This is a genomic window from Streptomyces sp. NPDC104226, from assembly GCF_055584085.1.
In genome coordinates this window covers 1-24,813 of the sequence record NZ_JBVJMS010000011.1, presented here as the reverse complement: position 1 = coordinate 24,813, position 24,813 = coordinate 1, and the positions used below count along the sequence as shown (strand labels likewise).

At 72.1% G+C, this 24,813-nt stretch carries 25 protein-coding genes; 16 read left to right on the top strand and 9 right to left on the bottom strand.

Translation table 11 applies throughout. The features are described from left to right. Positions 1-17: 17 nt before the first annotated feature. Together ACZ60J_RS30650 and ACZ60J_RS30645 are read right to left on the bottom strand one after the other, a co-directional pair. On the bottom strand, positions 18-368 hold the full coding sequence (locus ACZ60J_RS30650) for a hypothetical protein (RefSeq protein WP_469686825.1): 351 nt from the start codon (positions 366-368) through the stop codon (positions 18-20). A 168-nt stretch (positions 369-536) separates the two neighbouring features. Next, positions 537-1,823, bottom strand: coding sequence for a phytase (locus ACZ60J_RS30645; RefSeq protein WP_469686823.1), 1,287 nt, complete (start codon positions 1,821-1,823; stop codon positions 537-539). Positions 1,824-1,945: 122 nt separating this feature from the next. On the opposite strand from ACZ60J_RS30645, the gene ACZ60J_RS30640 reads away from it, so the two are divergent. Then, positions 1,946-2,407, top strand: a complete 462-nt coding sequence (locus ACZ60J_RS30640) for a histidine phosphatase family protein (RefSeq protein WP_469686821.1) — start codon at positions 1,946-1,948, stop codon at positions 2,405-2,407. A gap of 111 nt (positions 2,408-2,518) precedes the next feature. Here ACZ60J_RS30640 and pucL read toward each other — a convergent pair whose 3' ends face one another. From pucL to ACZ60J_RS30625, 3 genes are all read right to left on the bottom strand, one after another. Continuing rightward, positions 2,519-3,436, bottom strand: a complete 918-nt coding sequence (gene pucL, locus ACZ60J_RS30635; protein WP_469686820.1) for a factor-independent urate hydroxylase — start codon at positions 3,434-3,436, stop codon at positions 2,519-2,521. A gap of 256 nt (positions 3,437-3,692) precedes the next feature. After that, positions 3,693-5,057, bottom strand: coding sequence for an aminotransferase class III-fold pyridoxal phosphate-dependent enzyme (locus ACZ60J_RS30630; RefSeq protein ID WP_469686818.1), 1,365 nt, complete (start codon positions 5,055-5,057; stop codon positions 3,693-3,695). A 71-nt stretch (positions 5,058-5,128) separates the two neighbouring features. Continuing rightward, positions 5,129-5,881 (bottom strand): SDR family NAD(P)-dependent oxidoreductase, encoded by a 753-nt coding sequence (locus tag ACZ60J_RS30625; RefSeq protein ID WP_469686816.1) that lies wholly within the window; start codon positions 5,879-5,881, stop codon positions 5,129-5,131. Positions 5,882-6,178: 297 nt separating this feature from the next. Here ACZ60J_RS30625 and ACZ60J_RS30620 point away from each other — a divergent pair, with 297 nt between their 5' ends. Genes ACZ60J_RS30620 through kdpC form a run of 5 tightly spaced genes read left to right on the top strand, consistent with a single transcriptional unit; the run spans position 6,179 to position 10,852 of the window. After that, complete coding sequence (locus ACZ60J_RS30620) at positions 6,179-6,301, top strand: hypothetical protein (protein ID WP_469686814.1); 123 nt, start codon at positions 6,179-6,181, stop codon at positions 6,299-6,301. Then, entirely contained in the window at positions 6,298-6,387 is a 90-nt protein-coding gene (gene kdpF / locus ACZ60J_RS30615) for a K(+)-transporting ATPase subunit F (RefSeq protein ID WP_351372351.1), read from the top strand. The genes ACZ60J_RS30620 and kdpF overlap by 4 nt, the downstream gene beginning before the upstream one ends. A 5-nt stretch (positions 6,388-6,392) precedes the next feature. After that, positions 6,393-8,057, top strand: a complete 1,665-nt coding sequence (gene kdpA / locus ACZ60J_RS30610) for a potassium-transporting ATPase subunit KdpA (protein WP_469686812.1) — start codon at positions 6,393-6,395, stop codon at positions 8,055-8,057. Continuing rightward, the gene (gene kdpB, locus ACZ60J_RS30605) at positions 8,054-10,165 is read left to right on the top strand and encodes a potassium-transporting ATPase subunit KdpB (protein ID WP_469686810.1); all 2,112 of its coding nucleotides are present in this window, start codon (positions 8,054-8,056) and stop codon (positions 10,163-10,165) included. Before kdpA ends, kdpB begins: the two co-directional genes overlap by 4 nt. Positions 10,166-10,219: 54 nt before the next feature. Continuing rightward, positions 10,220-10,852, top strand: a complete 633-nt coding sequence (gene kdpC, locus ACZ60J_RS30600; protein WP_469686808.1) for a potassium-transporting ATPase subunit KdpC — start codon at positions 10,220-10,222, stop codon at positions 10,850-10,852. Here kdpC and ACZ60J_RS30595 read toward each other — a convergent pair. Beyond that, positions 10,842-11,237, bottom strand: a complete 396-nt coding sequence (locus tag ACZ60J_RS30595; RefSeq protein ID WP_469686806.1) for a GPI anchored serine-threonine rich family protein — start codon at positions 11,235-11,237, stop codon at positions 10,842-10,844. The genes kdpC and ACZ60J_RS30595 overlap by 11 nt on opposite strands. 250 nt (positions 11,238-11,487) lie before the next feature. Between ACZ60J_RS30595 and ACZ60J_RS30590 the strand changes: the two genes are divergently transcribed. The 6 genes from ACZ60J_RS30590 to ACZ60J_RS30565 all read left to right on the top strand — a co-directional run bounded on the left by ACZ60J_RS30590 (position 11,488) and on the right by ACZ60J_RS30565 (position 17,953). Then, complete coding sequence (locus ACZ60J_RS30590; protein ID WP_469686805.1) at positions 11,488-12,429, top strand: SMP-30/gluconolactonase/LRE family protein; 942 nt, start codon at positions 11,488-11,490, stop codon at positions 12,427-12,429. A gap of 42 nt (positions 12,430-12,471) precedes the next feature. Beyond that, complete coding sequence (locus tag ACZ60J_RS30585) at positions 12,472-13,041, top strand: GNAT family N-acetyltransferase (RefSeq protein WP_469686803.1); 570 nt, start codon at positions 12,472-12,474, stop codon at positions 13,039-13,041. A gap of 343 nt (positions 13,042-13,384) precedes the next feature. Next, positions 13,385-14,071 carry a class F sortase gene (locus ACZ60J_RS30580; protein ID WP_469686802.1) on the top strand — a complete coding sequence of 229 codons (687 nt, stop codon included), beginning with the start codon at positions 13,385-13,387 and terminating at the stop codon, positions 14,069-14,071. A 206-nt stretch (positions 14,072-14,277) separates the two neighbouring features. Next, the gene (locus ACZ60J_RS30575) at positions 14,278-14,616 is read left to right on the top strand and encodes a hypothetical protein (RefSeq protein ID WP_469686800.1); all 339 of its coding nucleotides are present in this window, start codon (positions 14,278-14,280) and stop codon (positions 14,614-14,616) included. Between the two features lie 123 nt (positions 14,617-14,739). Next, positions 14,740-14,898: a hypothetical protein gene (locus ACZ60J_RS30570; RefSeq protein ID WP_469686798.1), complete on the top strand. Its 159-nt coding sequence runs from the start codon at positions 14,740-14,742 to the stop codon at positions 14,896-14,898. Between the two features lie 286 nt (positions 14,899-15,184). Beyond that, positions 15,185-17,953, top strand: coding sequence for a PKD domain-containing protein (locus ACZ60J_RS30565; RefSeq protein ID WP_469686796.1), 2,769 nt, complete (start codon positions 15,185-15,187; stop codon positions 17,951-17,953). Between the two features lie 66 nt (positions 17,954-18,019). On the opposite strand, the gene ACZ60J_RS30560 is transcribed toward ACZ60J_RS30565, so the two are convergent. The 3 genes from ACZ60J_RS30560 to ACZ60J_RS30550 all read right to left on the bottom strand — a co-directional run bounded on the left by ACZ60J_RS30560 (position 18,020) and on the right by ACZ60J_RS30550 (position 19,443). Continuing rightward, positions 18,020-18,436, bottom strand: a complete 417-nt coding sequence (locus ACZ60J_RS30560) for a hypothetical protein (RefSeq protein ID WP_469686794.1) — start codon at positions 18,434-18,436, stop codon at positions 18,020-18,022. Between the two features lie 81 nt (positions 18,437-18,517). Further along, on the bottom strand, positions 18,518-18,925 hold the full coding sequence (locus ACZ60J_RS30555; protein ID WP_469686793.1) for a RidA family protein: 408 nt from the start codon (positions 18,923-18,925) through the stop codon (positions 18,518-18,520). 14 nt (positions 18,926-18,939) lie between these two features. After that, entirely contained in the window at positions 18,940-19,443 is a 504-nt protein-coding gene (locus ACZ60J_RS30550) for an RrF2 family transcriptional regulator (protein WP_469687267.1), read from the bottom strand. A gap of 144 nt (positions 19,444-19,587) precedes the next feature. Here ACZ60J_RS30550 and ACZ60J_RS30545 point away from each other — a divergent pair, with 144 nt between their 5' ends. From ACZ60J_RS30545 to ACZ60J_RS30530, 4 genes are all read left to right on the top strand, one after another. Beyond that, entirely contained in the window at positions 19,588-20,415 is an 828-nt protein-coding gene (locus tag ACZ60J_RS30545) for a hypothetical protein (RefSeq protein ID WP_469686791.1), read from the top strand. Positions 20,416-20,508: 93 nt separating this feature from the next. Further along, positions 20,509-22,617, top strand: coding sequence for an FUSC family protein (locus ACZ60J_RS30540; RefSeq protein ID WP_469686789.1), 2,109 nt, complete (start codon positions 20,509-20,511; stop codon positions 22,615-22,617). A gap of 76 nt (positions 22,618-22,693) precedes the next feature. After that, on the top strand, positions 22,694-23,422 hold the full coding sequence (locus tag ACZ60J_RS30535) for a hypothetical protein (RefSeq protein WP_469686787.1): 729 nt from the start codon (positions 22,694-22,696) through the stop codon (positions 23,420-23,422). A gap of 16 nt (positions 23,423-23,438) precedes the next feature. Then, a complete protein-coding gene (locus ACZ60J_RS30530) occupies positions 23,439-24,695 on the top strand; it encodes a sensor histidine kinase (protein ID WP_469686786.1) in 1,257 nt (418 codons plus the stop codon). Positions 24,696-24,813 lie beyond the last annotated feature (118 nt).

Here is a 24,813-nt window from a genome sequence, read left to right as displayed (position 1 = left end):
GGGGGGCTAGCCCCCTGTCAGACCACCACGACCGTCACCGCCGCCGCGCCCATCAGCACGGCGGCGGAGTGGATGGCCGCATGGCCGTAGTCGCCCGACCAGAGGTGGCGGGCCAGGCCGCCCATGGCGGTCAGGCCCGCGATGATGCCGATCTGCGCGAGCAGGGGGGCGGCGGTGAAGGGGGTCAGCAGCAGGATCACCGCGTTGAGCCAGAACGGCGCGGCGCCCGTCCAGCCCCGCCACTCCCGCACCTCCCGCCACTGCTGCCGGTCCGGCAGGTGCGCCGGACGCAGATACGGGCGGCGCGGCGCCTCCCGGCGGTCTTGGGGTCTTCGGTGGTCCCCGAGCTCTCGGGTCGCCGTCGTCACCGCGCCGTCACCAGCCTTTCAGTCACTTGCACGCGAGACGTCAACTCGCAGGCTGTACAGCCTCCTTGGGAGTTCCGGCGGGGACAAGAGCCCGTTCGGCAACAAATCCGAAAGCCAGGCCGAAAGTGCGCCACGCGACGGCCCGGAGGCCGCCGCGAGCCTACGGCCTCAGCCGATGGCGTCGACCACCTTGCCCAGGTCGACGAACTTGAAGCCGGTCGCCTCGCGGTCGCCGTCACCGGGGGTTTCCCGGCCGTCCTGGACGACGAGCAGGCCGCGGGGGTAGCGCGCGCCGAGAGGGGCGTTGAGGGCGGCGGCGCCGTCGCAGACCTCGGAGCCGTCGAGGGCGGCGGAGGCCGCGGTGATGCGGAAGGCGCCCTCGAACTCGTTGTGCTCGGCGCGCTCGCGGTCGTAGGCGACGAAGGTGTCGTCCCCCTGGCTGGAGGCGAGCAGGTAGCCGTCGCCGCCGGCTTCGGTGACCAGCGTCAGGCCCTCCACGTCGGCCTTCAGGCGCTTGCCGCCGTAGCCGGGGTCGGCGCCGGGCGTGCACTCCTCGGTCGCCTCGTCGTAGGTGCCGGGCACTCCGTACTCGCGCACCTTGTCGATCAGCTTCGGCGTGCCGGAGAGGCCCGCGTCGATGCGCCAGATCCCGACGTCCTCCTGCCCCGCGTACAGGGTGCCGTCCGCGGGATCGACGACCATGCCCTCGATCTGCGGCAGCTCGCCCGGCTCGGCGCAGGGTGTCCAGGCGGCGCCGTTCGGCAGGCGGAAGGAGGACGGCAGGTCGAGCGTGCGGACCTGGCGGTAGCCGACCGTGCCCGCGGGGGTGGCGACCAGCTCCAGCAGGGCGATCCGGGTCCGGTTGCGCTGGCTGACCACCGCGTAGGACCGGCCGGTCCTGCGGTCCGTCCAGGTGGCCAGGCCGTACGCGGTCTTCTGCTCGTTGATCTCGGCCTGGTCGGCGGAGAAGACCGGGCGCGCCGCCGGGTCGGTGACGTCGGTGAGCGGGCCGCCGGGCCGGTTGCGGTCGATCCGGTAGATCCGCAGCCGGTCGTTGCCCCGGTCGCTGACCACCGCGACGTCGGCCCGGGCGCCGCCCAGGCGCAGGCCGGTGACCAGGTCGACGTTGTTGAAGCGGCCGGGTGCGTCGTCGGCGCCCGGTCCGGCCGGGGCGGGCAGCGACTGCACCTGCCGGGCCTCCAGGTCGTAGACCCGCAGGCCCCCCTGCTTGGCGGTGGCGATCACCAGGCTGCGGCCCGGGTCTGCGGCGTTGCGCCAGATCGCGGGGTCGTCCGCGTTGGCGTCGCCGCCGGCCTCGTCGTCGTACAGCGGCGCGGTCTCGGCCCGGGGCCGGATGGCGGCGATCGAGGAGGCCTGCGCCGGGAGCGCGAAGGATGTCGCAAGTGCCGTGCAGAGCACGAGTACGGAGGCGCGGGCGGCCGAACGTAGGGTCAATGTTCTTCCTTTGCAAGGGTTTTGCCCTGGGTGGGAAGACGCTCGCCGGGTTCATTGTCATGTCTGCGCCCGGCAGGTGGCCGGTGGTTGAACGCGGTGCGAAAGCCCGGCACCATCGGACGGTGCACCCCACCACCGTACGAGTCCGCCTCGTGGTTCCGCCTCTGGAGCAGTCCGGGCCCCATCCCCGCTTCCCGCACGCGGAACCCTGCCCCGGCCACGAAGGACTGAGCGGGCAGGAGCACGGCGCCTGGGCCGGCCGGACCATGGACGAGGTGGCCGCGGAGGACCCCGAGGGGCTGCGGCGGTGGATGACCGACACCTCGTACGCGCCGCCGGGCGGCGGGGAGTCGGTGGAGTCGCTCGTCGCCCGGGTCGGCGCACACCTGGGCGCGCTGGAGCCGGGGACGCACTGTGCGGTGGTGGCCGGGCAGGGCGTCGTACGGGCGGCCGTGGTGTGGGCCCTGGAACTGCCGGCGGCGGCCTTCTGGCGGCTCGACGTACGCCCTGGGTCGGCGACCACGCTGACGGGGCGCTCCGGACGCTGGAACCTGCTCGTGGGTCAGCCGGAGCCACCCGCCTAGGACGCGGAAGTGCGGACACGCGGAAGCGCGGACACACTGAGCCTGAAATACGGAACGGCCCGGACCCCGCGACGCGGTCCGGGCCGAACTGCCGTGTGGGCGGATCGGGCGCTACGCCACGATCCAGTCGCTCGTCGCGATGACCGGCTGCACGCCGTCACGGTGCACGGTGCCCTCGATGAGGCCGTACATGCGGTCGGCGGCGAAGTAGACCTCGTTGTCGTTCTTGAGGCCGAAGGGCTCCAGGTCGACGAGGAAGTGGTGCTTGTTGGGGAGGTTGAGGCGCACCTCGTTGACCTTGGGGCAGTTGTCGAGCACGCGCTCGGCCATCTGGTTCAGGGTCTGCTGCAGGGAGTACGAGTAGGTCTCCGCGAAGGCTTCCAGCATGTGCTTGCGGACCTTCTTGTACGACTGGTCGTAGTCGTAGTCGGCGTCGTCGGCGGCGAGCGCCGAGTGCGCCCAGCGCGCGGTGACCTTGGTCGCCAGGATGCGGTCGTACGCTTCCTTCAGCGTCGTGTACTTGTCCTTGATGAAGCCGTGGAACTCGGAGTTGGTCGAGTTCATCACGGTCAGGTCCTTCAGACCCGAGATCACCTGGAGACCGGCGTCCTCGCTGTACGTGATCTGCGCGGTGCGCACCTCGGTGCCCTTGAGGACGAAGGAGTGCTGCTCCTTGCGCGTCGGGACCGGGATCCGCTCCCAGACGAACTCCTCGATGCGGATCTGCGCCCCGCGGATCGGGGCCTGGGAGGAGACGAAGTGCTTGGCGAGCAGGATGCCGAAGGCCTCCGGGGACTCGACCCCGTACTCCTTGGAGAACGCGTACACCGTGTTCTTGGTGGTGTCGGTGGGCAGGCAGTTGGCGTTGTCGCCGGTGAGGTGGACGTCGCTGAACTCGCCGCGCAGTGCGACGGAGACGTTGAGGTCGCGGATCTCGTGCCAGGAACCGTCGCTGCCCTTGCGGGTGACCTTGACGATGCGGTTCTCGGCCTTGCCGTACTGGTTCTGGCCGAGGATGTGCTTGCTCATGCGCTGTCTTCCTTCGGGTACTCGGGAACACGGAGTCCGGTCGTTCTGGATCCCGTACGCCCGGCGTCCGGCGGACGCGCAGCCCGCCCCCCGCCGTTCGGTCACGCCGATTCCCCGCGTGGACCGCCCCGGGACTGACGTGCATCCCGGTCCGTAGGTGCCTGTTGATTCCAGCACGTTCACATGCCGTTCGTAAGAGAGCGGATCCTCCGAGAACAGGCACCCACGGTTTGGGCGACCCTATGAGCGGCGCAGGTCAGACGGTGTGCGCATCGGCCACCGTCAGGGCCTCGTCGATGATCCGCAGCCCCTTGGCCACGTCCTCGGCCGACACGTTGCAGGGCGGCGCGACGTGGATGCGGTTCCCGGCGAGCAGCGGCCACAGGCCGGCCTTCTTCAGGGCCGCCCCGAACTCGGCCATCGGCGCGTTGTCGGCGCCGGCGGCGTTGTACGGCACCAGCGGCTCGCGCGTCTCCTTGTTCCGTACGAGCTCCAGGGCCCAGAACGTGCCCAGACCCCGCACCTCCCCGACGGACGGGTGGCGTTCGGCGAGGGCGGCGAGGCCCGGCCCGAGCAGCTCCGCGCCGGTGCGGGCCGACTGCTCGACGACGCCCTCCTCCTCCATGACGTTGATCGTCGCGACGGCGGCGGCGCAGGCCAGCACGTGCCCGGAGTACGTCAGCCCGCCCGGGTAGGGCCGGCGGGCGAAGGTCTCGGCGATGGCGGCCGAGATGGCGACCCCGCCGAGGGGGACGTATCCGCTGGTCACGCCCTTGGCGAAGCAGATGAGGTCGGGGGTGACGTCCCAGTGCTCGGAGGCGAACCACTTCCCGGTGCGGCCGAAGCCGACCATGACCTCGTCGAGGATGAAGACGATGCCGAAGCGGTCGCAGAGCGCGCGGACCCCGGCCAGGTAGCCGTCGGGGTGCACGAGCACGCCGGGAGCGCCGCCGACGGTCTCCAGGATGATCGCGGCGATGGACTGCGGGCCTTCAAAGACGATGGTGTCTTCCAGGTGGCGCAGGGCGCGCTCGCACTCCTCGGCGGGGGTGGCCGCATAGAAGGGCGAGCGGTAGGCGAAGGGGCCCCAGAAGTGCACGACGCCCGCGGTGGCGGTGTCGTTGCCGAAGCGGCGCGCGTCCCCGGTGAGGTTGATCGCGGTGGAGGTGGCCCCGTGGTACGAGCGGTACGCGGACAGCACCTTGGGGCGGCCGGTGTGCACCCGGGCCATCCGGACGGCGTTCTCCACGGCCTCGGCGCCCGCGTTGGTGAAGAAGATCTTGTCGAGGTCGCCCGGGGTGCGCTCGGCGATCAGCCGGGCCGCCTCGGAGCGCACGTCGACGGCGAAGCCGGGCGCGACGGTGCAGAGCTTGCCGGCCTGCTCGGCGATGGCCGCGGCCACCTTGGGGTGCTGGTAGCCGATGTTCGTGTAGACGAGCGCGCTGGAGAAGTCGAGGAAGCGGTTGCCGTCGTAGTCCCAGAAGTAGGAACCCTCGGCGCCGGCCACGGCGAGCGGGTCGATGAGCTCTTGGGCCGACCAGGAGTGGAAGACGTGGCTGCGGTCGTCCTGCTTCACGGTGGCTTTGGCGGCGGCGTCGCGTGCGTCGGCTTCTGCGTTCATATTCCGAGGGTAGTTGTCCACGATGTGGAATCCGGTGGGGATGGCCGGGAGCGGGCGGGGCGCGGGGCGCGTCAGACGACGTGCCGGCCGCCGTCGACGGTGAGCACGTCGCCGGTCGTGTAGGCGGCGTCGACCAGGTAGAGGGCGGCGTCGGCCACGTCCTCGGGGGTGCCCACGCGGCGCAGCGGCGTGTTCTGCGTGATCCACTCCCGCGAGCTCTCCCAGACCTGGTCCTCGCCCTCGTACCAGGGGGTGTCGATGAGGCCGGGTGCGATCGCGTTCACCCGGACGTCGGGTCCGAGCTGGGAGGCCAGCAGCCGGGTCATGTGGTTGACCGCGGCCTTGCTGACCGCGTAGGGGATCGAGCTGCCGAGCGCGCGGGTCGCGGAGACCGAGGAGATGTTGACGATCGAGGCCGGTGAGCCGTTCGCACCGGATTCCCGCAGGTGGGGGGCGGCAGCGGTGATCATCTGCCAGGTGCCGATCACGTTGACCTCGAAGATCTCCCGCCAGGCCTCGGCGTCGGCCGCTTCCAGGTCGCCCAGGGGGACGAAGCGGGTGACGCCCGCGTTGTTGACCAGGATGTCGAGCCGTCCGTACGTGTCGATCGCCGTCCGGACGATCCGCCGCGCGTCGTCGGCGTCGGCGACGTCGCCCCGTACGTAGACCGCGTCGGGCAGTTCGGCGGCGAGCGCCTTGCCCGCGTCCTCGCTGCGCGCCGAGTTCAGGACCACGCGGATGCCGGCCGCGGCCAGCCTGCGGGCGATGCCGGCACCGATTCCGGAGGAGGAACCGGTGATCAGGGCGACACGACTCTCGGACACGGCATTCCTCCTGGCAGGGGTCGGCCGTCCGGGTACGGACGGACGGCCAGAGCATACGTGAATACCGTATGACGGAAAATGATTTCCGAGCTGTGGAATTCGATCTTCCGCCCCTTCCGCGCTGCCGCCCTTCGCGCACCGGCCCGACGCCGACGTCACACCGCTCCGACGCCGCCGTCCTCGCGCCCCGGGGCCCCCGCGCCCACCCGCGTTAGGGACCCGTCAAGGCCGTACCGAAGGGCGTATGGGGCCCGTCAAGGACGGCTGTGAACGGCCGAAAAGGCGCTCCACTCGGAGGTGTCCGAAAAAAGCACTCGCACCCTCCGGGAGCTCACGATGGCCGATCTGGCCTTCGTCGTCACCACGATCGCGGTCTTCGCGCTGGTGGTCCTCGTCGCCAAGGGGGTGGCCAAGCTGTGAACGCCGAGAACATCGTCGGTCTGCTGGTCGCCGTCGCCCTGCTGGGCTACCTCGTCGTCGCCCTCGTCTTCCCGGAGAGGTTCTAGCTCCGATGAGTCCCGTCCTCGCCGGGGTGCTCCAGCTCCTCGCGCTCATAGCGGCCCTGGCCCTCGCCTATCGCCCCCTGGGCGACTACATGGCCCGCGTCTACTCCTCGAAGAAGCACTACGCCCCCGAGAAGTGGATCTACAAGGCGGTCGGCGCCAATCCGAACGCCGAGATGCGCTGGCCGGCGTACCTGCGCTCGGTCCTCGCCTTCTCGGCGGTCAGCGTCCTCTTCCTCTACCTGCTCCAGCGCCTGCAGGGCCACCTGCCCGGCTCGCTCGGCTTCGTCTCCATCAAGCCGGACCAGGCCTTCAACACGGCCGCCTCCTTCGTGACGAACACGAACTGGCAGTCGTACGCCGGTGAGCAGGCCATGGGCCCGCTCGTGCAGACCGGCGGCCTGGCCGTGCAGAACTTCGTCTCCGCAGCCGTGGGCATGGCCGTCGCGGTGGCCCTCGTACGGGGCTTCGCGCGCTCCCGCACCGGCGAGCTCGGCAACTTCTGGTCGGACCTGGTGCGCGGCACCGTCCGCATCCTGCTGCCGCTCGCGGCGGTCTCCGCCGTCGTCCTGGTGGCCTGCGGGGTCATCCAGAACTTCTCCGGCATCCACGAGGTCGGCCAGTTCTTCGGCGGTACCCAGCAGTGGAACGGCGGGGCGGTCGCCTCGCAGGACGCCATCAAGCAGCTGGGCACCAACGGCGGCGGCTACTTCAACGCCAACGCCGCCCACCCCTTCTCCAACCCGACCCCCTTCTCGAACCTCTTCGAGATCTTCCTGATGGTGGTCATCCCCTTCGCGCTGACCCGCACCTTCGGCCGGATGATCGGCTCGGTCAAGCAGGGCTACGCGATCCTCGCCACGATGGTCACCATCTGGGTCGGCTTCACCGCCCTGATGATGTGGACGGAGTTCGCCCACCACGGTCCGGCACTGCAGGCCGCGGGCGGGGCGATGGAGGGCAAGGAGACCCGCTTCGGCATCGCGGGTTCCGCGATCTTCTCGGTCGCCGCGACGCTGACCTCGACCGGCACCGTCAACTCCTTCCACTCCTCCTACACGGGACTGGGCGGCGGCATCCAGCTGCTGGGCATGCAGCTCGGCGAGATCGCACCCGGCGGCGTCGGCTCCGGCCTCTACGGCATGCTGATCATGGCGATCATCGCGGTGTTCATCGCCGGCCTGATGGTCGGCCGCACCCCCGAGTACCTGGGCAAGAAGATCGGCACCCGCGAGATCAAGTTCGCGGCCTGCTACATCCTCATCACCCCGGCCGTGGTGCTCGGCTTCACGGCCCTGGCGATGGCCCTGCCCACCCCCGTCCACTCGATGTCGAACGGCGGCGCGCACGGCTTCTCCGAGGTCCTCTACGCCTACACCTCGGCCGGCAACAACAACGGCTCCGCCTTCGCCGGCCTGAACGCCAACACCCAGTGGTTCAACACGACCACGGGTCTGGCCATGCTGCTCGGCCGCTTCCTGCCGATGGTCTTCGTCCTGGCCCTGGCCGGCTCCCTCGCCGAACAGCAGCCGGTCCCGGCCACCGCGGGCACCCTGCGCACCGAGAAGCCGCTGTTCACCTTCCTGCTCGTCGGCACGATCCTCATCGTCACGGGCCTCACCTACTTCCCGGCCCTGGCGCTGGGCCCGCTCGCCGAAGGGCTCGCCTCATGAGCACCGTCACCCCCACCGTCACCCCCGGCCGAGCCCCGCACGGGGACCTGCCCAGCGGTCACAAGCCCGAGAGGGCCAAGATCGGCGGCGGCATCTTCGACCCGAAGCAGCTCCTGAAGTCCTTCCCGGACGCCGTGCGCAAGCTCGACCCCCGGGTGATGGTCAAGTCTCCGGTCATGTTCGTGGTGTTGATCGGCTCCGTACTGACCACCGCGCTGGCGATCACCGACCCGGGCAACCTCTTCGGCTGGGCGATCACCGCCTGGCTGTGGCTGACCACGGTCTTCGCCAACCTCGCCGAAGCCGTCGCCGAGGGCCGCGGCAAGGCCCAGGCCGACACCCTGCGCAAGGCCAAGACCGACACCGTCGCCCGCCGCCTCAACGGCTCGACGGAGGAGCAGGTCCCGGGCACGGAGCTCCGTATCGGCGACCTCGTGGTCTGCGAGGCCGGCGACGTCATCCCCGGCGACGGCGACGTCGTCGAAGGCGTGGCCTCCGTGGACGAGTCCGCCATCACCGGCGAATCCGCCCCGGTCATCCGCGAGTCGGGCGGCGACCGCAGCGCCGTCACGGGCGGTACGAAGGTGCTCTCCGACCGGGTCGTCATCAAGATCACGACCAAGCCCGGCGAGACCTTCATCGACCGCATGATCAACCTGGTCGAAGGCGCGGCCCGGCAGAAGACCCCCAACGAGATCGCGCTCAACATCCTGCTGGCCTCGCTCACCATCGTCTTCCTGCTCGCCGTCGTCACCCTCCAGCCCTTCGCCGTCTACGCGCACGCCAAGCAGTCGATGATCGTGCTGACCGCCCTGCTGGTCTGCCTCATCCCCACCACCATCGGCGCACTCCTCTCCGCCATCGGCATCGCCGGCATGGACCGGCTCGTGCAGCGCAACGTCCTGGCCATGTCCGGCCGCGCGGTCGAGGCCGCCGGCGACGTCTCGACGCTGCTGCTCGACAAGACCGGCACCATCACCCTCGGCAACCGCCAGGCCTCCGAGTTCGTCCCCGTCACCGGCGCCGTCGCCGCCGAACTGGCCGATGCCGCCCAGCTCTCCTCGCTGGCCGACGAGACCCCCGAGGGCCGCTCGATCGTGGTCCTCGCGAAGGAGAAGTACGGCCTGCGCGAACGCCACCAGGGCGAACTGACCGGCGCCGAATGGATCCCCTTCACCGCACAGACCCGCATGTCGGGCGTCGACGTGGACGGCCGCAAGGTCCGCAAGGGCGCGGCCGGCTCGATCATCGCCTGGGTCGGCGAACAGGGCGGTACGGTCGCCCCCGACGCGCGCGCGAAGGTGGACGAGATCTCCGGCGCCGGCGGCACCCCGCTGCTCGTCGCGCTGGAGGACGAGAAGGGCGCCCGGGTCCTCGGTGTCATCCACCTCAAGGACGTGGTCAAGGAGGGCATGCGCGAACGCTTCGACGAGCTGCGCCGCATGGGCATCAAGACCATCATGATCACCGGCGACAACCCGCTCACCGCGAAGGCCATCGCGGAGGAAGCGGGCGTGGACGACTTCCTGGCGGAAGCGACGCCCGAGGACAAGATGGCCCTCATCAAGCGGGAACAGGCCGGCGGCAAGCTCGTCGCCATGACGGGCGACGGTACGAACGACGCCCCGGCCCTCGCACAGGCCGACGTCGGCGTCGCGATGAACACCGGCACCTCGGCCGCCAAGGAGGCCGGGAACATGGTGGACCTCGACTCCAACCCCACCAAGCTCATCGAAATCGTCGAGATCGGCAAGCAGTTGCTGATCACCCGAGGCGCCCTCACGACGTTCTCCATCGCCAACGACGTCGCCAAGTACTTCGCGATCATCCCCGCGATGTTCGCCGTGGTCTACCCCGGCCTCGACAAGCTCAACATCATGGGCCTGCACTCCCCCGAGTCGGCCATCCTCTCCGCCGTCATCTTCAACGCACTGATCATCATCGCGCTGGTCCCGCTCGCCCTGAAGGGCGTCCAGTACCGGCCCACCAGCGCCGACAAGATGCTCCGGCGCAACCTCACCCTCTACGGACTCGGCGGCCTCATCGCCCCGTTCATCGGCATCAAGCTCATCGACATGGTCGTCTCCCTCATCCCCGGCCTGCGCTGAATCAGGGCTCTGCCGAACCAGGGCCCTGCTGAATCTAGGAACGTGCTGATCCCCATGAACAACTCCGTAGGCAACACCGCCCGCCTGCTCGGCGCCGGACTGCGCGCCCTGCTCGTCCTCACCGTGCTCTGCGGGGTGCTCTACCCGCTCGCGGTCACCGGCATCGCCCAGGCCGCCTTCGGCCACAAGGCCAACGGCTCCGAGGTGGAGGACGCGAGCGGCAAGGTCGTCGGCTCCTCCCTGATCGGCCAGTCGTACGGGGACGACCTGCGCTGGTTCCAGGGCCGCCCGGCGGCGGGACTCGCCAAGAACACCGTCAACACCCAGTACGAACTGCAGGTCTCCGGCGCCACCAACAAGGCGGCCGACAGCCCGGAGCTGCTGAAGTCCGTACACGAGGCCAAGGCCAAGGTCCTGCTCGACAACACCGTCCCGGGCTACACCCCGCGGCCCGACGGAATCCCGGCGGACGCGGTGACCTCCTCCGGCTCCGGCCTGGACCCGGACATCTCCCCGGCGTACGCGGAGCTCCAGACGGCCCGGGTCGCCCAGCGCAACGGCCTGCCGGTCGAGGAGGTGGCGAAGCTGGTGAAGGCCCACACCGAGGGCCGCACCCTCGGCTTCATGGGCGAGCCGCGCGTCAACGTCCTGGAGCTGAACACGGCCCTGCGGGACCTCAATCGGTGAGGGTGACCGGCCTGCTGTAGGCGTCGAGCCCGCCCGCGGCGGCCGTGACCAGGACGAGGTAGCGGCCCGGGGCCAGGTCGGGGACCGTCACCGTGGCGCCGGTGTGGTGGGTCTGGATCCCGGTCGCGAGGACGGCTTCCGTCCTCGCCTGGCCGCCGTCCATCGTGACGAGCTCGATGTCCACCACGTCGCCGGCCGCGCCCACCACGTACCAGGCGACGGCCTGCCTGCTGCCCCGCGGCCAGACCGCGCCCTGACCGGGGGTGTGCACCAGGAGGTTCTCCGGCTCCAGGAGCACTGCGGCGGCGGGGCGGTTCAGGCCCCGCATGACGCGCCGGGCCAGGGCCTTCAGGGAGGAGGCGGGGGAGGAGGGGGTCGCTGACATGGTGCTCCTTCGCTGGGTGCCGGGCCGGCCGCGGTGTCTTTACTTCCCTTTGAAGAATGACCGGCGGAGTCCTCGTCCCGCCTCGTCCTTTCGGCCGGGACCGGTCGGCCCCAGTGAGAAGGCGACCCCTGTGATCCACACCTCCATCTTCGGAATGGCATTGCGCACGCCATACACAATCTTGCAGTGTTGCCATTGAGCCGAAGGACATTCGGCCTCTGATGGTTCATGCGGGATGAGGGGGAATCTCATGTACGAGATGTTCGACGACCGGTTCCGGACCGGACGGTGCATGAACGGGGACGCCGCGCTCGAGGTCCTGCACACCGGCAGCCGCTGGGCCGAGGGACCCGTCTACGTACCCGCGTGGCGGCAGGTGGTGTGGAGCGACATCCCCAACGACCGGATGCTGCGCTGGGACGAGGAGACCGGAGCCGTCTCCGTCTTCCGGCGGGGCGCCGGGCACACCAACGGCAACACCCTCGACGGGCAGGGCCGGCTGGTCACCTGCGAGCAGGGCAACCGCCGGGTGACGCGGACCGAACACGACGGCACGGTGACGGTGCTGGCCGACCGCTGGCAGGGCAAGCGCCTGAACAGCCCGAACGACGCCGCGGTCAGGTCCGACGGCTCGATCTGGTTCTCCGACCCGGACTTCGGCATCAACAGCGACTACGAGGGCTACATCGCCGAGAGCGAGATCGGCTCCAACAACGTCTACCGCATCGACCCCGGCACCGGTGAGGTCCGCCTGGTCGCCGACTGCTTCGAGGCCCCGAACGGGCTCGTCTTCTCCCCCGACGAACGGCAGCTCTTCGTCTCCGACACCCGCGGCGGCCGGATCCGCGTCTTCGACGTGCGCGAGGACGGCACCCTCTCGGACGGCACGGTCTTCGCCGACGCGGCGGCCCGCCCGGGCGCCCGCTTCGACAACCTCCGCTTCGATGCCGGCGGCCGGCTCTGGGCGGCCGCCATGAGCGACGGCGTGCACTGCTACGACCCCGACGGCACCCTGATCGGGCGGCTCGCCGTCCCCGAGACGGTGTCCAACATCGCCTGGGGCGGAGCCAAGCGCAACCGCCTCTTCATCACCGCCGAGACCAGCCTCTACTCGACGGTCATGGCCGTCACCGGCACCCACCCGACCGGACCGGGGCGCAGGCCCTGGCTCGACGCCTCCGGCCGGCCCTGAAACCCCGGTGCCGGGCGGCGTCCGCGCTGGCAGACTCCCCGGATGGACGCCACCGCCGCGGATGAGCTCCGCCCCCGGATACACGTACGCGTACGCGAGATGACCGAGCCCGACATCGACGCCGTCGCCGCCGTGCGCGTGAGCGGGTGGCAGCACGCCTACGTCGGGCTGATGCCCCAGGCGCACCTCGACGGCCTCAGCGTCACCGCGTACGCCGGGCAGCGGCGGGCCGCCTTCGCCGATCGAGCCGGGGCCGTGACCAACCTCGTGGCTGAGGGCCCCGACGGGGCGGTCGTCGGGTGGGCCGCCTTCGGGCCCGCCCAGGACACGGATCCCGAGGGCGCGGAGCCGGCCGAGGCCGAGCTCTACGCGCTGTACGCGCGGCCCGACGTCATCGGCACCGGAGTCGGCCGGGCGCTGTTGACCGAGGTGCTGCACCGGTCGGCGCGCTACTCCGCAGTGCGGCTGTGGGTGCTCGAAGGCAACGCCCGGGCCCGCCGGTTCTACGAGCGCGCCGGCTTCCGCCCCGACGGCGGTCTCTCCGTCGACGAGGTGGACGGCTTCCCGGTACCCGAGGTCCGCTACCGCAGGGCGGCGCCCTCCGGGCACTGAGCGGGCTCACGGCAGCCGGTCCGCCAGGGCCCGGGCCATCGCGATGGTCGGGCCGACGACCCGTCATATCGTCCTGTCTGGCAGGTTTTCGCATGTGGCAGAACGTGCCGTCGATCCGACATTCCCGAGGTTCGCCCTGGACGTTCTCACCCGTTCGGGCGCACGTCCTCCCCACCCGGTCCGGCCCCGGCCCACCGGCCTCCAGCTGCGAAGACGTGCCCCCGGAAGACCGCCACGACGATGACGTGACGTCAGTTCGCGGTGTTTCGCGCGCCGACGGGGGGCAGGGAAGGGTCCACTGCTCTCGGGACCGGCCGCCCGAGCCGGACCAGGAGGGAATCCCATGCCCCGCGCCCACTGGGTGGTCGGCGTACTGACGGCGGCTCTGCTGTGCACCGGCCTGGGGGTGTTGCGCACCACCGAAGGCGGGCGGCCGGCCGCCCCGACCGCCGGCGACGCCCTGCCCTCGCGGGTCCTTGGGCTGTCCGGCCCGCGCCGGTTGGCCCGGCAGATGGAGCACTCCGGCGGGCACACCACCGGCAAGGGCGCCCGGCGGCCCGGGCGGTCGGGGGTCACCGCCCTGCCGGCCTCGCCGCCGCTGCGCCTGCTCATCCCGGCGCTCGGAACGGACGTACCGCTGACGGCCGGTACCCCGGCCGACGGGGCGGACGCGGGGCCGGGCGGGCCGGACGCACCGGGCGGCCCGTACGCCGCGGACCGCGAAACCGGCGCCGCCGACGCCAAGCCCCACGTCCAGGACAGCGCCGTGTGGGACTCCGCGGGCCCGGCCCCGGGCGCGGCCGGCACCGCCGTGGTCTCCGGAGACCTGCCGCGGCTCGGCGAACTGCGACGCGGGCAGTCGATCGAGGTGGCGCGCGCGGACCGGCGTACGGCCGTGTTCACCGTGACCCGGGTCTCCCCCGGGCTCGCCGGACGGGGCGGCCCGTCCGGCCGCGCCCAACTCCGGCTGATCAGCGGCGAGACGGCCGTCCTGGCCCGGCTCACCGACCACCGCCGCACCCCGCGCTGACCGGCGGGCGACCCCCGGAAGACGGACACCCCCTGCGGCCACCTGACAGCCGTGGGGGGTGTCTTCGTCCCCCGGTCGGGGGACGCTGCTGTCCCGGAGGAGAGTTGGCCCGCGTGTCGGGGCACACCCTCCGCATGAGCAGGACGCCGCAAACGCCGCATGCGCGGCACGCGCGATACGCGCGGACGGCACCGGGCAGGGCCCTGATGACGGTCCTGACGGTGCTCTGCGCCGTGCTGCTGTGCCTGTTCGGCGTCGGCGGATCCGGCGGCCCGTCCACCGCGACGGCCGAAGGCTCCCGCTCCGCCCCCACCGCCCCGGCCGAGCCCACCGAGGCACCGGCCGATCCGGCGGGCGATCCCGAAGTACGGGTGGCCGTACGGGTTCCCGCGCGCAGCGTCCCCGGCGTCCGGGGCCTGCAGCGCCCGGCGTTCCACGTGAAACCTCCCCGGTCAGGCCCCCCGGCGGCGCTCCCGCACCCGTCGGCGGCCGCCGCACCGGCGGCATCCCTGCGGGCGGTACGGAGTGTGGTCCTGCGCTGCTGACGGCGCCGAGCGTCCGAGCAGCAGCACCGCGCACCCGACACCGGGCACACCCGGCAGTTCCCCCTGCCCCCGGGCACCTGGGCGCGCGTCCCCCCACACCCCCGAACACCGTGAGGTTCCGCCATGCCCTTCGACCCGTACCTCGCCCTGAACGCCATGCTCCGCGCCGAGGCCGCCCGCTACTCCCCGCCGGCTCCGCCCGCCCCGCCGGTCCGCCGACCGGAACCCGATTCCGCCAAGACCGCCGCCGAGGACCCGGCCGGAGACGACACGGCCGCGTAGGTCCGGCCCCGCGCAGGGGCGTCAGGACACAAGCACATGAGGAGGCACCGGTTCCCGCGCCCTCGGCAACGGAGAGTGGTCACGTGAGGTTCGACCACGGAGCACGGGAACCGGCGCCTCCACCAGCATCAGCCACCACCCCACCCCACCACCTCGGCCTTTTGTCCGGATATGCCCGGCCGAAAGTACCGACCCCCGCGAACATCCGATCCCCGTACAACCTTCCGGCGACACGAGCGGTCCCAGCACCGACCGAAGTACGCGTCTCGTCGAAGGAAGTCACCCGTTGCGTCCCAGTCGTGCGCTGGTCCTGCTCACCGCAGGCCTGGTCACCTTCATCGGCATGCCGGCCGCCACCGCCGCCGATCTCCCGACCGACCTGTACGTGGAAAACGTCATGAACTGCGAGGACGGCGGGAGCGGCACGAAGGCCGTCCCGTTCTGCACGTTCGCCGCGGGGGTCAAGGCGGCGAAGCCCGGGCAGACGGTGCACGTCAGCCGCGTTCCCTGGCAGCAGGAGGACGATCTCACGGTCAACCGCTCGGGCGAGCCGCGCAAGCCGGTCACCTACGTCTTCACGTACGGGGACCGGGACCACCAGAGCGCCGCCGAGGTGCTGACCATCAGCGGAGCCTCCCACGTCGTGGTCAAGGGGATGTGGGTACGCGGAAGTGTGAGCGTCGCCGACTCCCACGACGTCGCGCTGCAGGAGGTCGTCGACGAACCGAAGTGGGGCGGAGCTTCGCTCGACATCGGCGGGGGAAGCACGGACGTGCGCGTCAGCCGCAGCTCGTTCCGCAAGGCCGTGATCGGAGGCGGCGCCCAGCGCACCGTCCTCAGCCGCATCACACTGCGGGGCACGGGGCCGCTCTCCGTGGTGGACGCGCCCGGAACCGTCATCACCAACAACCACATCGACAACGTCACCAGCACCCAGGGAACGGGGGCCTGCAAGAAGACCGTCTCCGTCAGCGGCACCTCGACCGGCTCCTCGGTCTTCAACAACGTGCTCACGGCCTCCGGCAACACCGCCTGCACGACCCCCCAGCTCTCCGTGGAGCAGAGCGCGACCTCGGGCACCCGCGCCGACTCCAACCTGATCGCGGGCTCGGAGGGTTACTCGACGGTCGCCTACGAGTGGGCCGGCACCACGTATCCGACCGCGGCGGCGTTCCTGGCCGCCAGCGGGCAGGGCGCGCGCGACATCCTGCTCCCCACGACCGCGAGCCTCTCCGGGCCCGACTCGCCGGCGATCGACTCCGCCGACGCGACGGCGCCGGGCGTCCTGCCCGTCGACAAGAACGGCATTCCCACCACGGACGACCCGCGCGTGCCGAACACCGGCAAGAACGGCGGCTACCTCGACCGCGGGACCACCGAAACCCACGACGGCCTCACCTCGGCGTGGATGGGGATCGACAACCCCTGGGCGCCGACCGGAACCAAGGTGACGTTCAAGCCCGGTTCGGACAGCACGTGGCCCGCGACGATGACCTACACGGTGGACTTCGGAGACGGGACCGCACCGGTCGTCGTCCGCCCGGGCGACGCGGCCGCCGGCGCCACCACGCACACGTACGGCTCACCGTGCGCGTGCGTGGTCAAGATGACTGCGACCTCCGGCAACGGCCGGAAGGCCGTCAAGGAGCAAAGGATCCGGGTGACCGTCCCCGGTGAACTGGCCACCGCCGTCGCCGTCGTGCCGATCCTGCCGGCTCCGGACCACGGTCGGTACCACCTCCTCCGGCCGCTGACCTTCTGGGTCGACCCCAGCAGGACCGTCGCCCCCTGGGGGGTCGAGTTCGTGGACGTGGACTTCGGTGACGGCGACCGCGAGAGTCATGGGACCCTCCAGACCCGCAGGCACACGTACAAGCAGCCCGGCACGTACGAGGTCAAGGTCACCGTGACGGACGTCAAGGGGGTGAAGTCCACTGCGACCCGGTCCGTGAAGGTGGACTACGCCCCCTCCGGGTACGTGTCCGCGCCCACCAACCCGTTCCGGCTGCTGGACACCCGTACCGACCGCTCCCCCATCCGTCACGAGTACCCCCGTACGGTGCCGGTGTTCGACGGCGTCCACTTGGGGCACCGGTTCCCGGCCGGGGCCGTGGCCTCCGTCGTCCTGAACGTGACCGTCACCGATGCCACTCAGGACACCCACCTCTCGGTCTGGCCCTCGGGCCAGGCACGTCCGGCCACCTCGAACGTGAACGTCCGCGCGGGCGGCACCTCGTCCAACACGGTCACCGTGCCGGTCGGCGCCGACGGACAGATCCTGGCGCAGCTGAACGCCGGCCAGGCCTCTCTGATCGTGGACTTCGTCGGCTACTACCAGCCCAACGCCGGCGACCGCTTCTCCCCGCTGACCCCGACCCGCGTCCTGGACACCCGCAAGACAGGCGGTGCGCTGGGCGGCGGCAAGCGCCGCACGGTGAAGGTCGCCGGAGTCAACGGCATCCCGGCGGACGCCAAGGCGGTCGCGCTCAACCTGACGAGCACCGGCGCGAAGGAACAGGCGCACGTCATCGCCTATCCCGACCCGGCCAAGCGCCCCGCCACCTCGAACCTGAACGTCGAGCCCGGCAAGGACAAGTCCAACCAGGCCATCGTCCCCGTCGGCCCGAACGGCACCATCACCCTCTACACGAACGCCGGCTCGACCCACCTGGTGCTCGACGTGGTGGGGTACTACGGCGCCAAGGACGCCAAGGCCCTGTTCACCCCGGTCGTCCCCAAGCGTCTGGCGGACACCCGCACCACCGGCAAGCTCGCCCCCGGCGCCACCACCACGGTCTCGGGCCTCCCGGCCAACGCCGTCGGCGCGGTCCTGAACGTCACCGCGACCGACACCCCCGCGCCGGGCTTCCTGACGGCTTACGCCTTCGGCGGCAAGCTCCCGGCCGCCAGCAGCCTCAACACCCTCCCGGGCCGCACGGTCCCGAACCACGTGACGACCCCGGTCGGCCCCGGCGGCAGGGTGAGCATCTTCAACAGCTACGGCGGCCCCAACCACGTGATCACCGACCTCCTCGGCTACTTCACGACCGGCTGACCCGCCCCGGCACACACGACGGAGCCCCGGCCCCCGCAGCATGCGGGAGCCGGGGCTTCGGTACGCCTAGGCCGAGCTCCGGCTGTGGTAGCGGTAGAAGGCCGCCACGCCGACGCCCGCGCCGACGAGCAGGCCCAGCCCCGAGCTCTTCAGGATGGACTCGCCGGCCAGGCTGTACAGGTAGCCGAAGGAGATGCCCGCGAAGATCCCGTACGCCGCCGCGTGCGGCTCCTGCGCCAGCCGCGGGCCGATCCGGGCCAGGACCATCAGGCAGGCGGCGAAGATCGCGCCGCACAGGATCCCGTAGAAGACGTTGCCCGCGTCGACGGGCCCCATCTGACGCTTCATGAAGGCGGCGTAGACGCCGTAGACCAGTCCCATGAGCAGCGGTCGCGCGAGGGCCGACTTGCTGATCGTGTGGGCCGCCGTACCGGACGCCGGCTGCCGGTGCCCCCGGGGGGCGGTGGGTGCCGCATGTGCCATGACGGGCTCCTCTCTCCCATCCTCCAGGGCACACCCGCAACCCGGGACCGGCAACCGGAGCAGTCCGCGGCAGGGCCCCCGCTACGCGCCGGAGCGCGCCCGTACCGCCACCGCGTCGATCTCGAAGAGCATGTCCGGCAGGGCGAGCGCGGCCACGCCGATCAGGGTCTGGGCGGGCAGTTCGGTGCCCCAGGCGGCGTGCAGGTGCTTCAGCAGCACCTCCAGCTTCTCCTGGTCGTGCCCGACGACGTACGTCCCGATCCGGACCACGTCGCCGAGGCCCAGGCCGACGGCCTCCAGGGCCGTGCGGAGGTTCGCGAAGGCCTGCCCGACCTGGGCGTCGAAGCCGCCGGAGACCACGTGGCCGGTCGGGTCGGATCCGTACTGGCCGGCTATGAAGACCTGCTCCCCGGGCGCGGAGACGGCGTGGCTGTAGCCGTAGCCGGTGGGGTCGTGGAGTTCTGCCGGGTTGGTGATGCTGCGCGTCATTCCAAGCTCCTGGGTCAGTTGTCCGATGTCCGATGTACGGCGGGGGCGGCGGGGGCGGCGAGCCAGTCGCGGAGGCGTTCGGGGGCCTCGGGGGCCTGCCGTTCGGCCTCCTGCCGGATCTCGTCGAGGGTCTGCGCGGCCAGTGCGCGGCGCCAGGCCAGCTCGGCCCGGCCCATCGCGTGTGCGATGGCGCAGTCGGCCGCGGGCGGCTCCTCGTCGCGGCCGGGGCCCTGCTGCCGGATCTCCACGCACCGGAAGGCCTCGTCGGGCCCTTCGACGGCGGCGACCACGTCCATGAGCGTGATCGAGTCCAGCGGGCGGGCGAGGCGGAAGCCGCCCCGCGGGCCGGGGGTGGAGCTGACGATGCCGGCCCGCGCCAGGGCCTGGAGCTGCTTGTTCAGGTACGCGGCGGGCAGCTCGTGCCAGGCCGCCAGCCGGGCCGCCGAAACCGCCCGGCCGTCACCGCTCCAGGCCAGGTTGAGGCAGCTGTGCAGGGCCCATTCGACGCCCTCGCTCATCTTCATAACCTGGATATTAGATGTCCAGATTACCGACGGCAAGAGGAACGCGCCGGAGCACACCGCCCCGCGCGCGCCGAGCCCCACCACCCGCCCGCAGCAACCCGGCTCGCGCCGCGCGCCCGGCCCCCTTTCCCTGGTGACGTGCGGACCTTCCTCTCGGCGGTACTCATCGCGCTCGTGGCCCTGCTGGTGCCCGCGAGCGCCGTCGCGTACTGGGCCGACCACGAACTCGGCAGCGCCGACCGCTACACCGCGGCGATGTCCCCGCTCGCCTCGGATCCCGCCGTGCAGAACGTCGTCGTCACCCAGGCCGGCCGGGCCCTCTCCGGGCAGATCGACGCCGGCCCCTTCCAGGGCGGGGTCGACGCCCTGCTCGGCGAGGCCCTGCACTCCTTCGTCGGCACCCCGGCCTACCGGACCGCCTGGGACGCGGCGAACCGCGCCGCCCACGGAGCCTTCTTCCAGGCGCTCACCACCGGTGACGGCAACGCCGTGACCATCGATCTCGCGCCCGTGATCGCCAGCATCAAGGGCGATCTCGTCGCCAACGGGGTGCCCTTCGCCGACCGCATCCCGGAAACCCACCTCTCGGTGAAGGTCATGGAGTACGACAACCTCGGCGCGCTCCGGAAGGGATTCCGCATGCTGCAGATCGCCGGGGTCTGGCTCCCCGTGCTCACCGTGGTGCTGGCCGCGGTCGCGATCGCCGTCGCCGTCCGGCGCCGCCGGGCCGTCCTGGCCACCGGACTGGGGCTGGCAGTGGGGGCCCTCCTGCTGTGGGCGGCCGTGGCCCTGTGCCGCAGCCTCACCCTGGACGACCTGCCGGCCGACATCGACCGGGCGGCCGCCGAAGCGGTGTACGACGCGCTCACCGCGTTCCTGCGGACCACCGTCTGGGTGGTGCTGGCCGTCGGACTGGCCACCGCGCTGGCCGCCTGGCTGACGGGCCGACTGCGGCGCACCCCATAAGCTCGGAACGGGCGGATTGGCACGCAAATCCGTAGAAGAATCCTTAGAGCAGCACAGAAGAACCGATTCACGAGCGGCGGCACGGAAGCGGGAATGAGCACCGAACGCACCGAAGACATACCGCCCGGGCGGGCCGGACGGCGCGGGCCGACCGGACAGCGCGGGCCGACCGGAGAGGCCCGGGCGGCCGGACGGGCGGGGCCGACCGGACGCACCGGGGCGACGGCAGCCGGACGGTTCGGACCGCTGGCACCGCCCGCCTGGCTGCTGAAGGGCCTGCGGCCGAGCTCCGCACCGATCCCCTGGGCCGCGGCGCTGCGCGCGGCCGTGGCCCTGGCCCTGCCGCTGGCCGTCGGCTTCGCCCTCGACGAGCCCGAGTACGGCGCGCTCGTCTCGATGGGCGCCCTGTCCGGGGTCATCGGCGACACCGCGGACGCCTACCGGATGCGGATCCTGAACATCGCCGTGCCACAGCTCTTCGGGGCCGTGGGCGTCGCCCTGGGCACCCTGGTGTTCGGGCACGGCTGGGTCGCGGTCGGCGTCCTCACCCTGATCGCCCTGGTCTCCGGGATGATCTCCTCCATCGGCACGGTCGCCTCCGTCTCCGGGCTGCTGCTCCTGCTGAACGCCGTGGTCGGCGCCGGCCTGCCGATGCCCAGCCCCTGGTGGACGGCTCCGCTGCTGCTCAGCGCCGGCGGCCTGTTCGTCCTCCTGCTGACCCTGCTCGGCTGGCCCCTGCGCGGACGGCAGCCGGAGCGGGCCGCCGTCGCCGCCGCCTACCGCGCCCTGGCCGACGCTCTGGAGGCGGCGGGCGGTCCGGGACCCGCGTACGAGGAGCGCCGCCAGCAGCTCACCCAGGCCCTGAACCAGGCCTACGACCTGGTGCTGGGCCGCCGGGCCCGGGTGCACGGCCACAGCCCCTCGCTCGTGCGGATGCTGGCCCAGCTGAACGTGCTGATCCCGCTCGTCGAGGCCGCGCCGGCCGCGCACCTGCGCCGCAGACCCCTCTCCCCCGCGATCCCGGCGGCCGTACGGGAGCTGGCGACGGCCGTAGAGGAGGGCCGTACGGACATCCCCGTACTGGACCTGCCCGCGCCCGACGGCCAGTCCGAGCGGGCCATCGACGCGGCCCTGCGGCACGCCGCGACGATCGTTCCACTGGCCGAGCCGGACATGCACAACGTCGACGACCGGCTCGGCCGCCCCGCCGCACTGCGGGTCCGGGCCCGCCGGTCGGTGCGCGACATGATGTTCTCCGAGGCCTCCTGGCGGTACGGGCTGCGGCTCGCCCTCTGCATCGGGCTGGCACAGTCGCTCGTCTCGGTGGTGGAGATCGAGCGCTCCTACTGGGTCGCGCTGACCGTCACCTTCGTCCTCAAGCCCGACTTCGGCTCGGTGTTCTCCCGGGCCGTGCTGCGCGCGCTGGGCACCGCGGGCGGGCTCGTCGTCGCGGCCGCCGTGCTCTCGGAGGTGCCGCGGGGGTGGTGGGACGTGCCCGTCATGGCGGTCCTGGCGGCCCTCATCCCGGTCTTCTCGGTCAAGGGCTACGCCTTCCAGACCGCGGCGATCACCCCGGTCATCCTGCTCCTCTCCGACCTGCTCAACCACCAGGGCTTCGACCTGGTCCGGCCCCGGCTGCTCGACAGCCTGATCGGCTGCGCCATCACCCTGATCGCCGGGTACATGCTCTGGCCCGAGAGCTGGCACACCCGGCTCGGCGACCGGCTCGCCGACACGGTGGACGACGCCGCCCGGTACGTGGAGCGCGCCTTCGGCCCCGTCCCCGACACCGACGCGGGCCTGCAGGCGGCCCGCACCGCCCGGCTCCAGGCCCGCCGCCGCATCTACCGGGAGCTGTCCGGCGTGCGCAGCGAGTTCCAGCGGGCGCTGACCGAGCCGCCGCCGACCGGGGAACGGGCCGCCGTGTGGTGGCCGCTGGTGGTGGCCGTCGAGCGGATCGTCGACGCCACGACGGCCGCCCGGGTCCGGGTCAACCACGGCGCGCAGCCCCCTGCCCCCGGGGAGGCCGAGGCGATCGCCGAGGACCTCCGCGCCCTGGCCCGGGGCGTCCGCCGCACCGACACCCCCACCCAGCTCCGCCCCACCCCGCCCCCCGAGGTCGACGAAGCCTCCGTCCTCTCCCCGGTCCACCAGGAACTCACCGCAGCCAGAGCCATCGCCAACCCCACGGACTCCCCGTAGGGGAAACGGCGCCGCGCCGTCCCTCCAATGGCCCCGCCCCCGGGCCGCCCCGCTCACGGCGGGAGAGCATCAGCACATGAGGCCCTTCCTCCGGCGCAGCCGGATACTCCTCGTGGCGGCCGGCCTCGCGGCAGCGACGGGCTGCGCGGACGTGGAGGGCCTCACGAACGACGGCGACCTCGGCACGGCCCACGCCCCCCGCACCCTGTGGAAGGACATCCGTCCCGACCCGCCGGCCCCCGGCCAGCAGGCCGGTACCGCCACCGCCGTCCCCGGCCTCGCCAAGGTCCCCTCGCTGTCCATGCAGGGCGTGAACGCCGTGGACGTCGTACGGGCCGACATCACCGCCGCCAACGCCGCGGACGCCGGCACCGGCCGGCTCGTGGACCCCCGGGCGATCCAGCGCATCGCGCTCTGCACACAGGCTGTGGACGGCGGTCCCGACTGCCCCGTCCGGCCCGCGGTGGTGGCCGACGTGACGGGCAACGGCCGGCCTGAGCTGATCACCGCCCTGGACATCGACGGCCGGCTCAGCGAGCTGCGCGTGTACTCCGTCCAGGACGACGGGACCATCGTCCGCATCCTGTCCCGGCGCGGAGTCCTGGAGGGCGTGGAGGTGGCCGCGGAGCACCTGGCCGTGCGCGAGCCGACCTCGAACCCGAAGAAGGACTCCATCTCCGACTACGTGTGGGACCCGGAGGCCGGGATCATGAACCTCTCCCAGCTCACCCTCGACGAGTGCCCGAACCGGGGCGACGACGACGCCCCCTGCCCGGCCGCGGGCCCCGGCGCCGGACACGGCTGAGGAGGCCGGATCCCCGATGCGCCGAACGAGCAGCCTGCGCTGGAAGATCGCCATGACCACCACGGCGGTGTGCTGCGCCGTCGCGGCCGCGCTCGGGATCCTCGTGCACAACGTGGTCGCCCGCCAGCTCGTCGGCGAGGTCCGCAAGGACGTGAACCGCGATCTGGACTACGCCCTGTCCCAGTACGAGTACGGCACCTCGCGCGGCGACGGGAACAGCGCCGTCGACCCGCCCGGGCTCCCGGCCCCGCTGCGCGAGCTCGTCGCCCGCGGGGAGACGGGCAGCATGACCGGCACCCACGACGGCAAACCGGTCATGTGGGCGGCCGGACCGGCCGACGGCAAGCCCCTCGCCGTCTGGGTCCCCTACGACAGCACCCGCGCCCGGCTCCGGGAGATCGACACCGCCATCCTGGTCTCCGCCGTCCTCGCCGCCGGGGTGGTCGCCCTCGCCGGCATCTTCCTCGCGGGCCGCATCAGCCGCCGCCTCGCCACCACGGCCGCCGTGGCCCGCCGGATCAGCGCCGGGGACCTCGACGCACGCGTCGGCTTCCCGGCCGACGGGGAGGGGCCGCGCCCGCGCTCCCGCGACGAGGTACGGGACGTGGCCCAGGCCCTCGACTCGATGGCGGCCTCGCTGCAGGCCCGGCTGGAGGCGGAGAAGCGGTTCACGGCGGACGTCGCGCACGAGCTGCGCACCCCGCTCACGGGATCCCTGGCCGCGGCCGCGCTGCTGCCCGAGGGCCGACCCAAGGAGATGATCAACGACCGTCTCCAGGCCCTGCACCTGCTCACCGAGGACCTGCTGGAGATCTCCCGGCTGGACTCGGGCGTCGAACGGGCCGACCTGGCCCGGGTCGAGCTCGGCCGCGCGGTGGAGCGGGCGGCGGCGAGCACCCGGCTGGACGTCGAGGTACGGATCGAGCGGGACGCGGTGGTGCTCACCGACCGGCGCCGCCTCGACCGGATCCTGGCCAACCTGCTGGTCAACGCCCACAAGCACGGGCGGCCGCCGGTCGAAGTGACCGTCACCGGCCCGCTGGTGACCGTACGCGACCACGGGCCCGGCTACCCGGACGAGCTGATCGAGCAGGGGCCGCGGCGGTTCCGCACCGGGGATCCGGGACGCGGACGGGGCCACGGGCTCGGTCTGACCATCGCCGCCGGGCAGGCGGAGGTGCTGGACATCGAGCTGCGCTTCTCCAACGCCCCCGGCGGGGGCGCGGTGACCACGCTCCTGCTGCCGGTCGGGCGTCTGGCGGACAGCAGTTGAGCGGGGGCGGGGGGGGGGTTCCCCTGGAAAACCCCCCCCCCCCCCCCCCCCCCCCCCCCCCCCCCCCCCCCACCCCACCCCCCCCCCCCCCCCCCCCCCCCCCCCAAACACCCCCAGC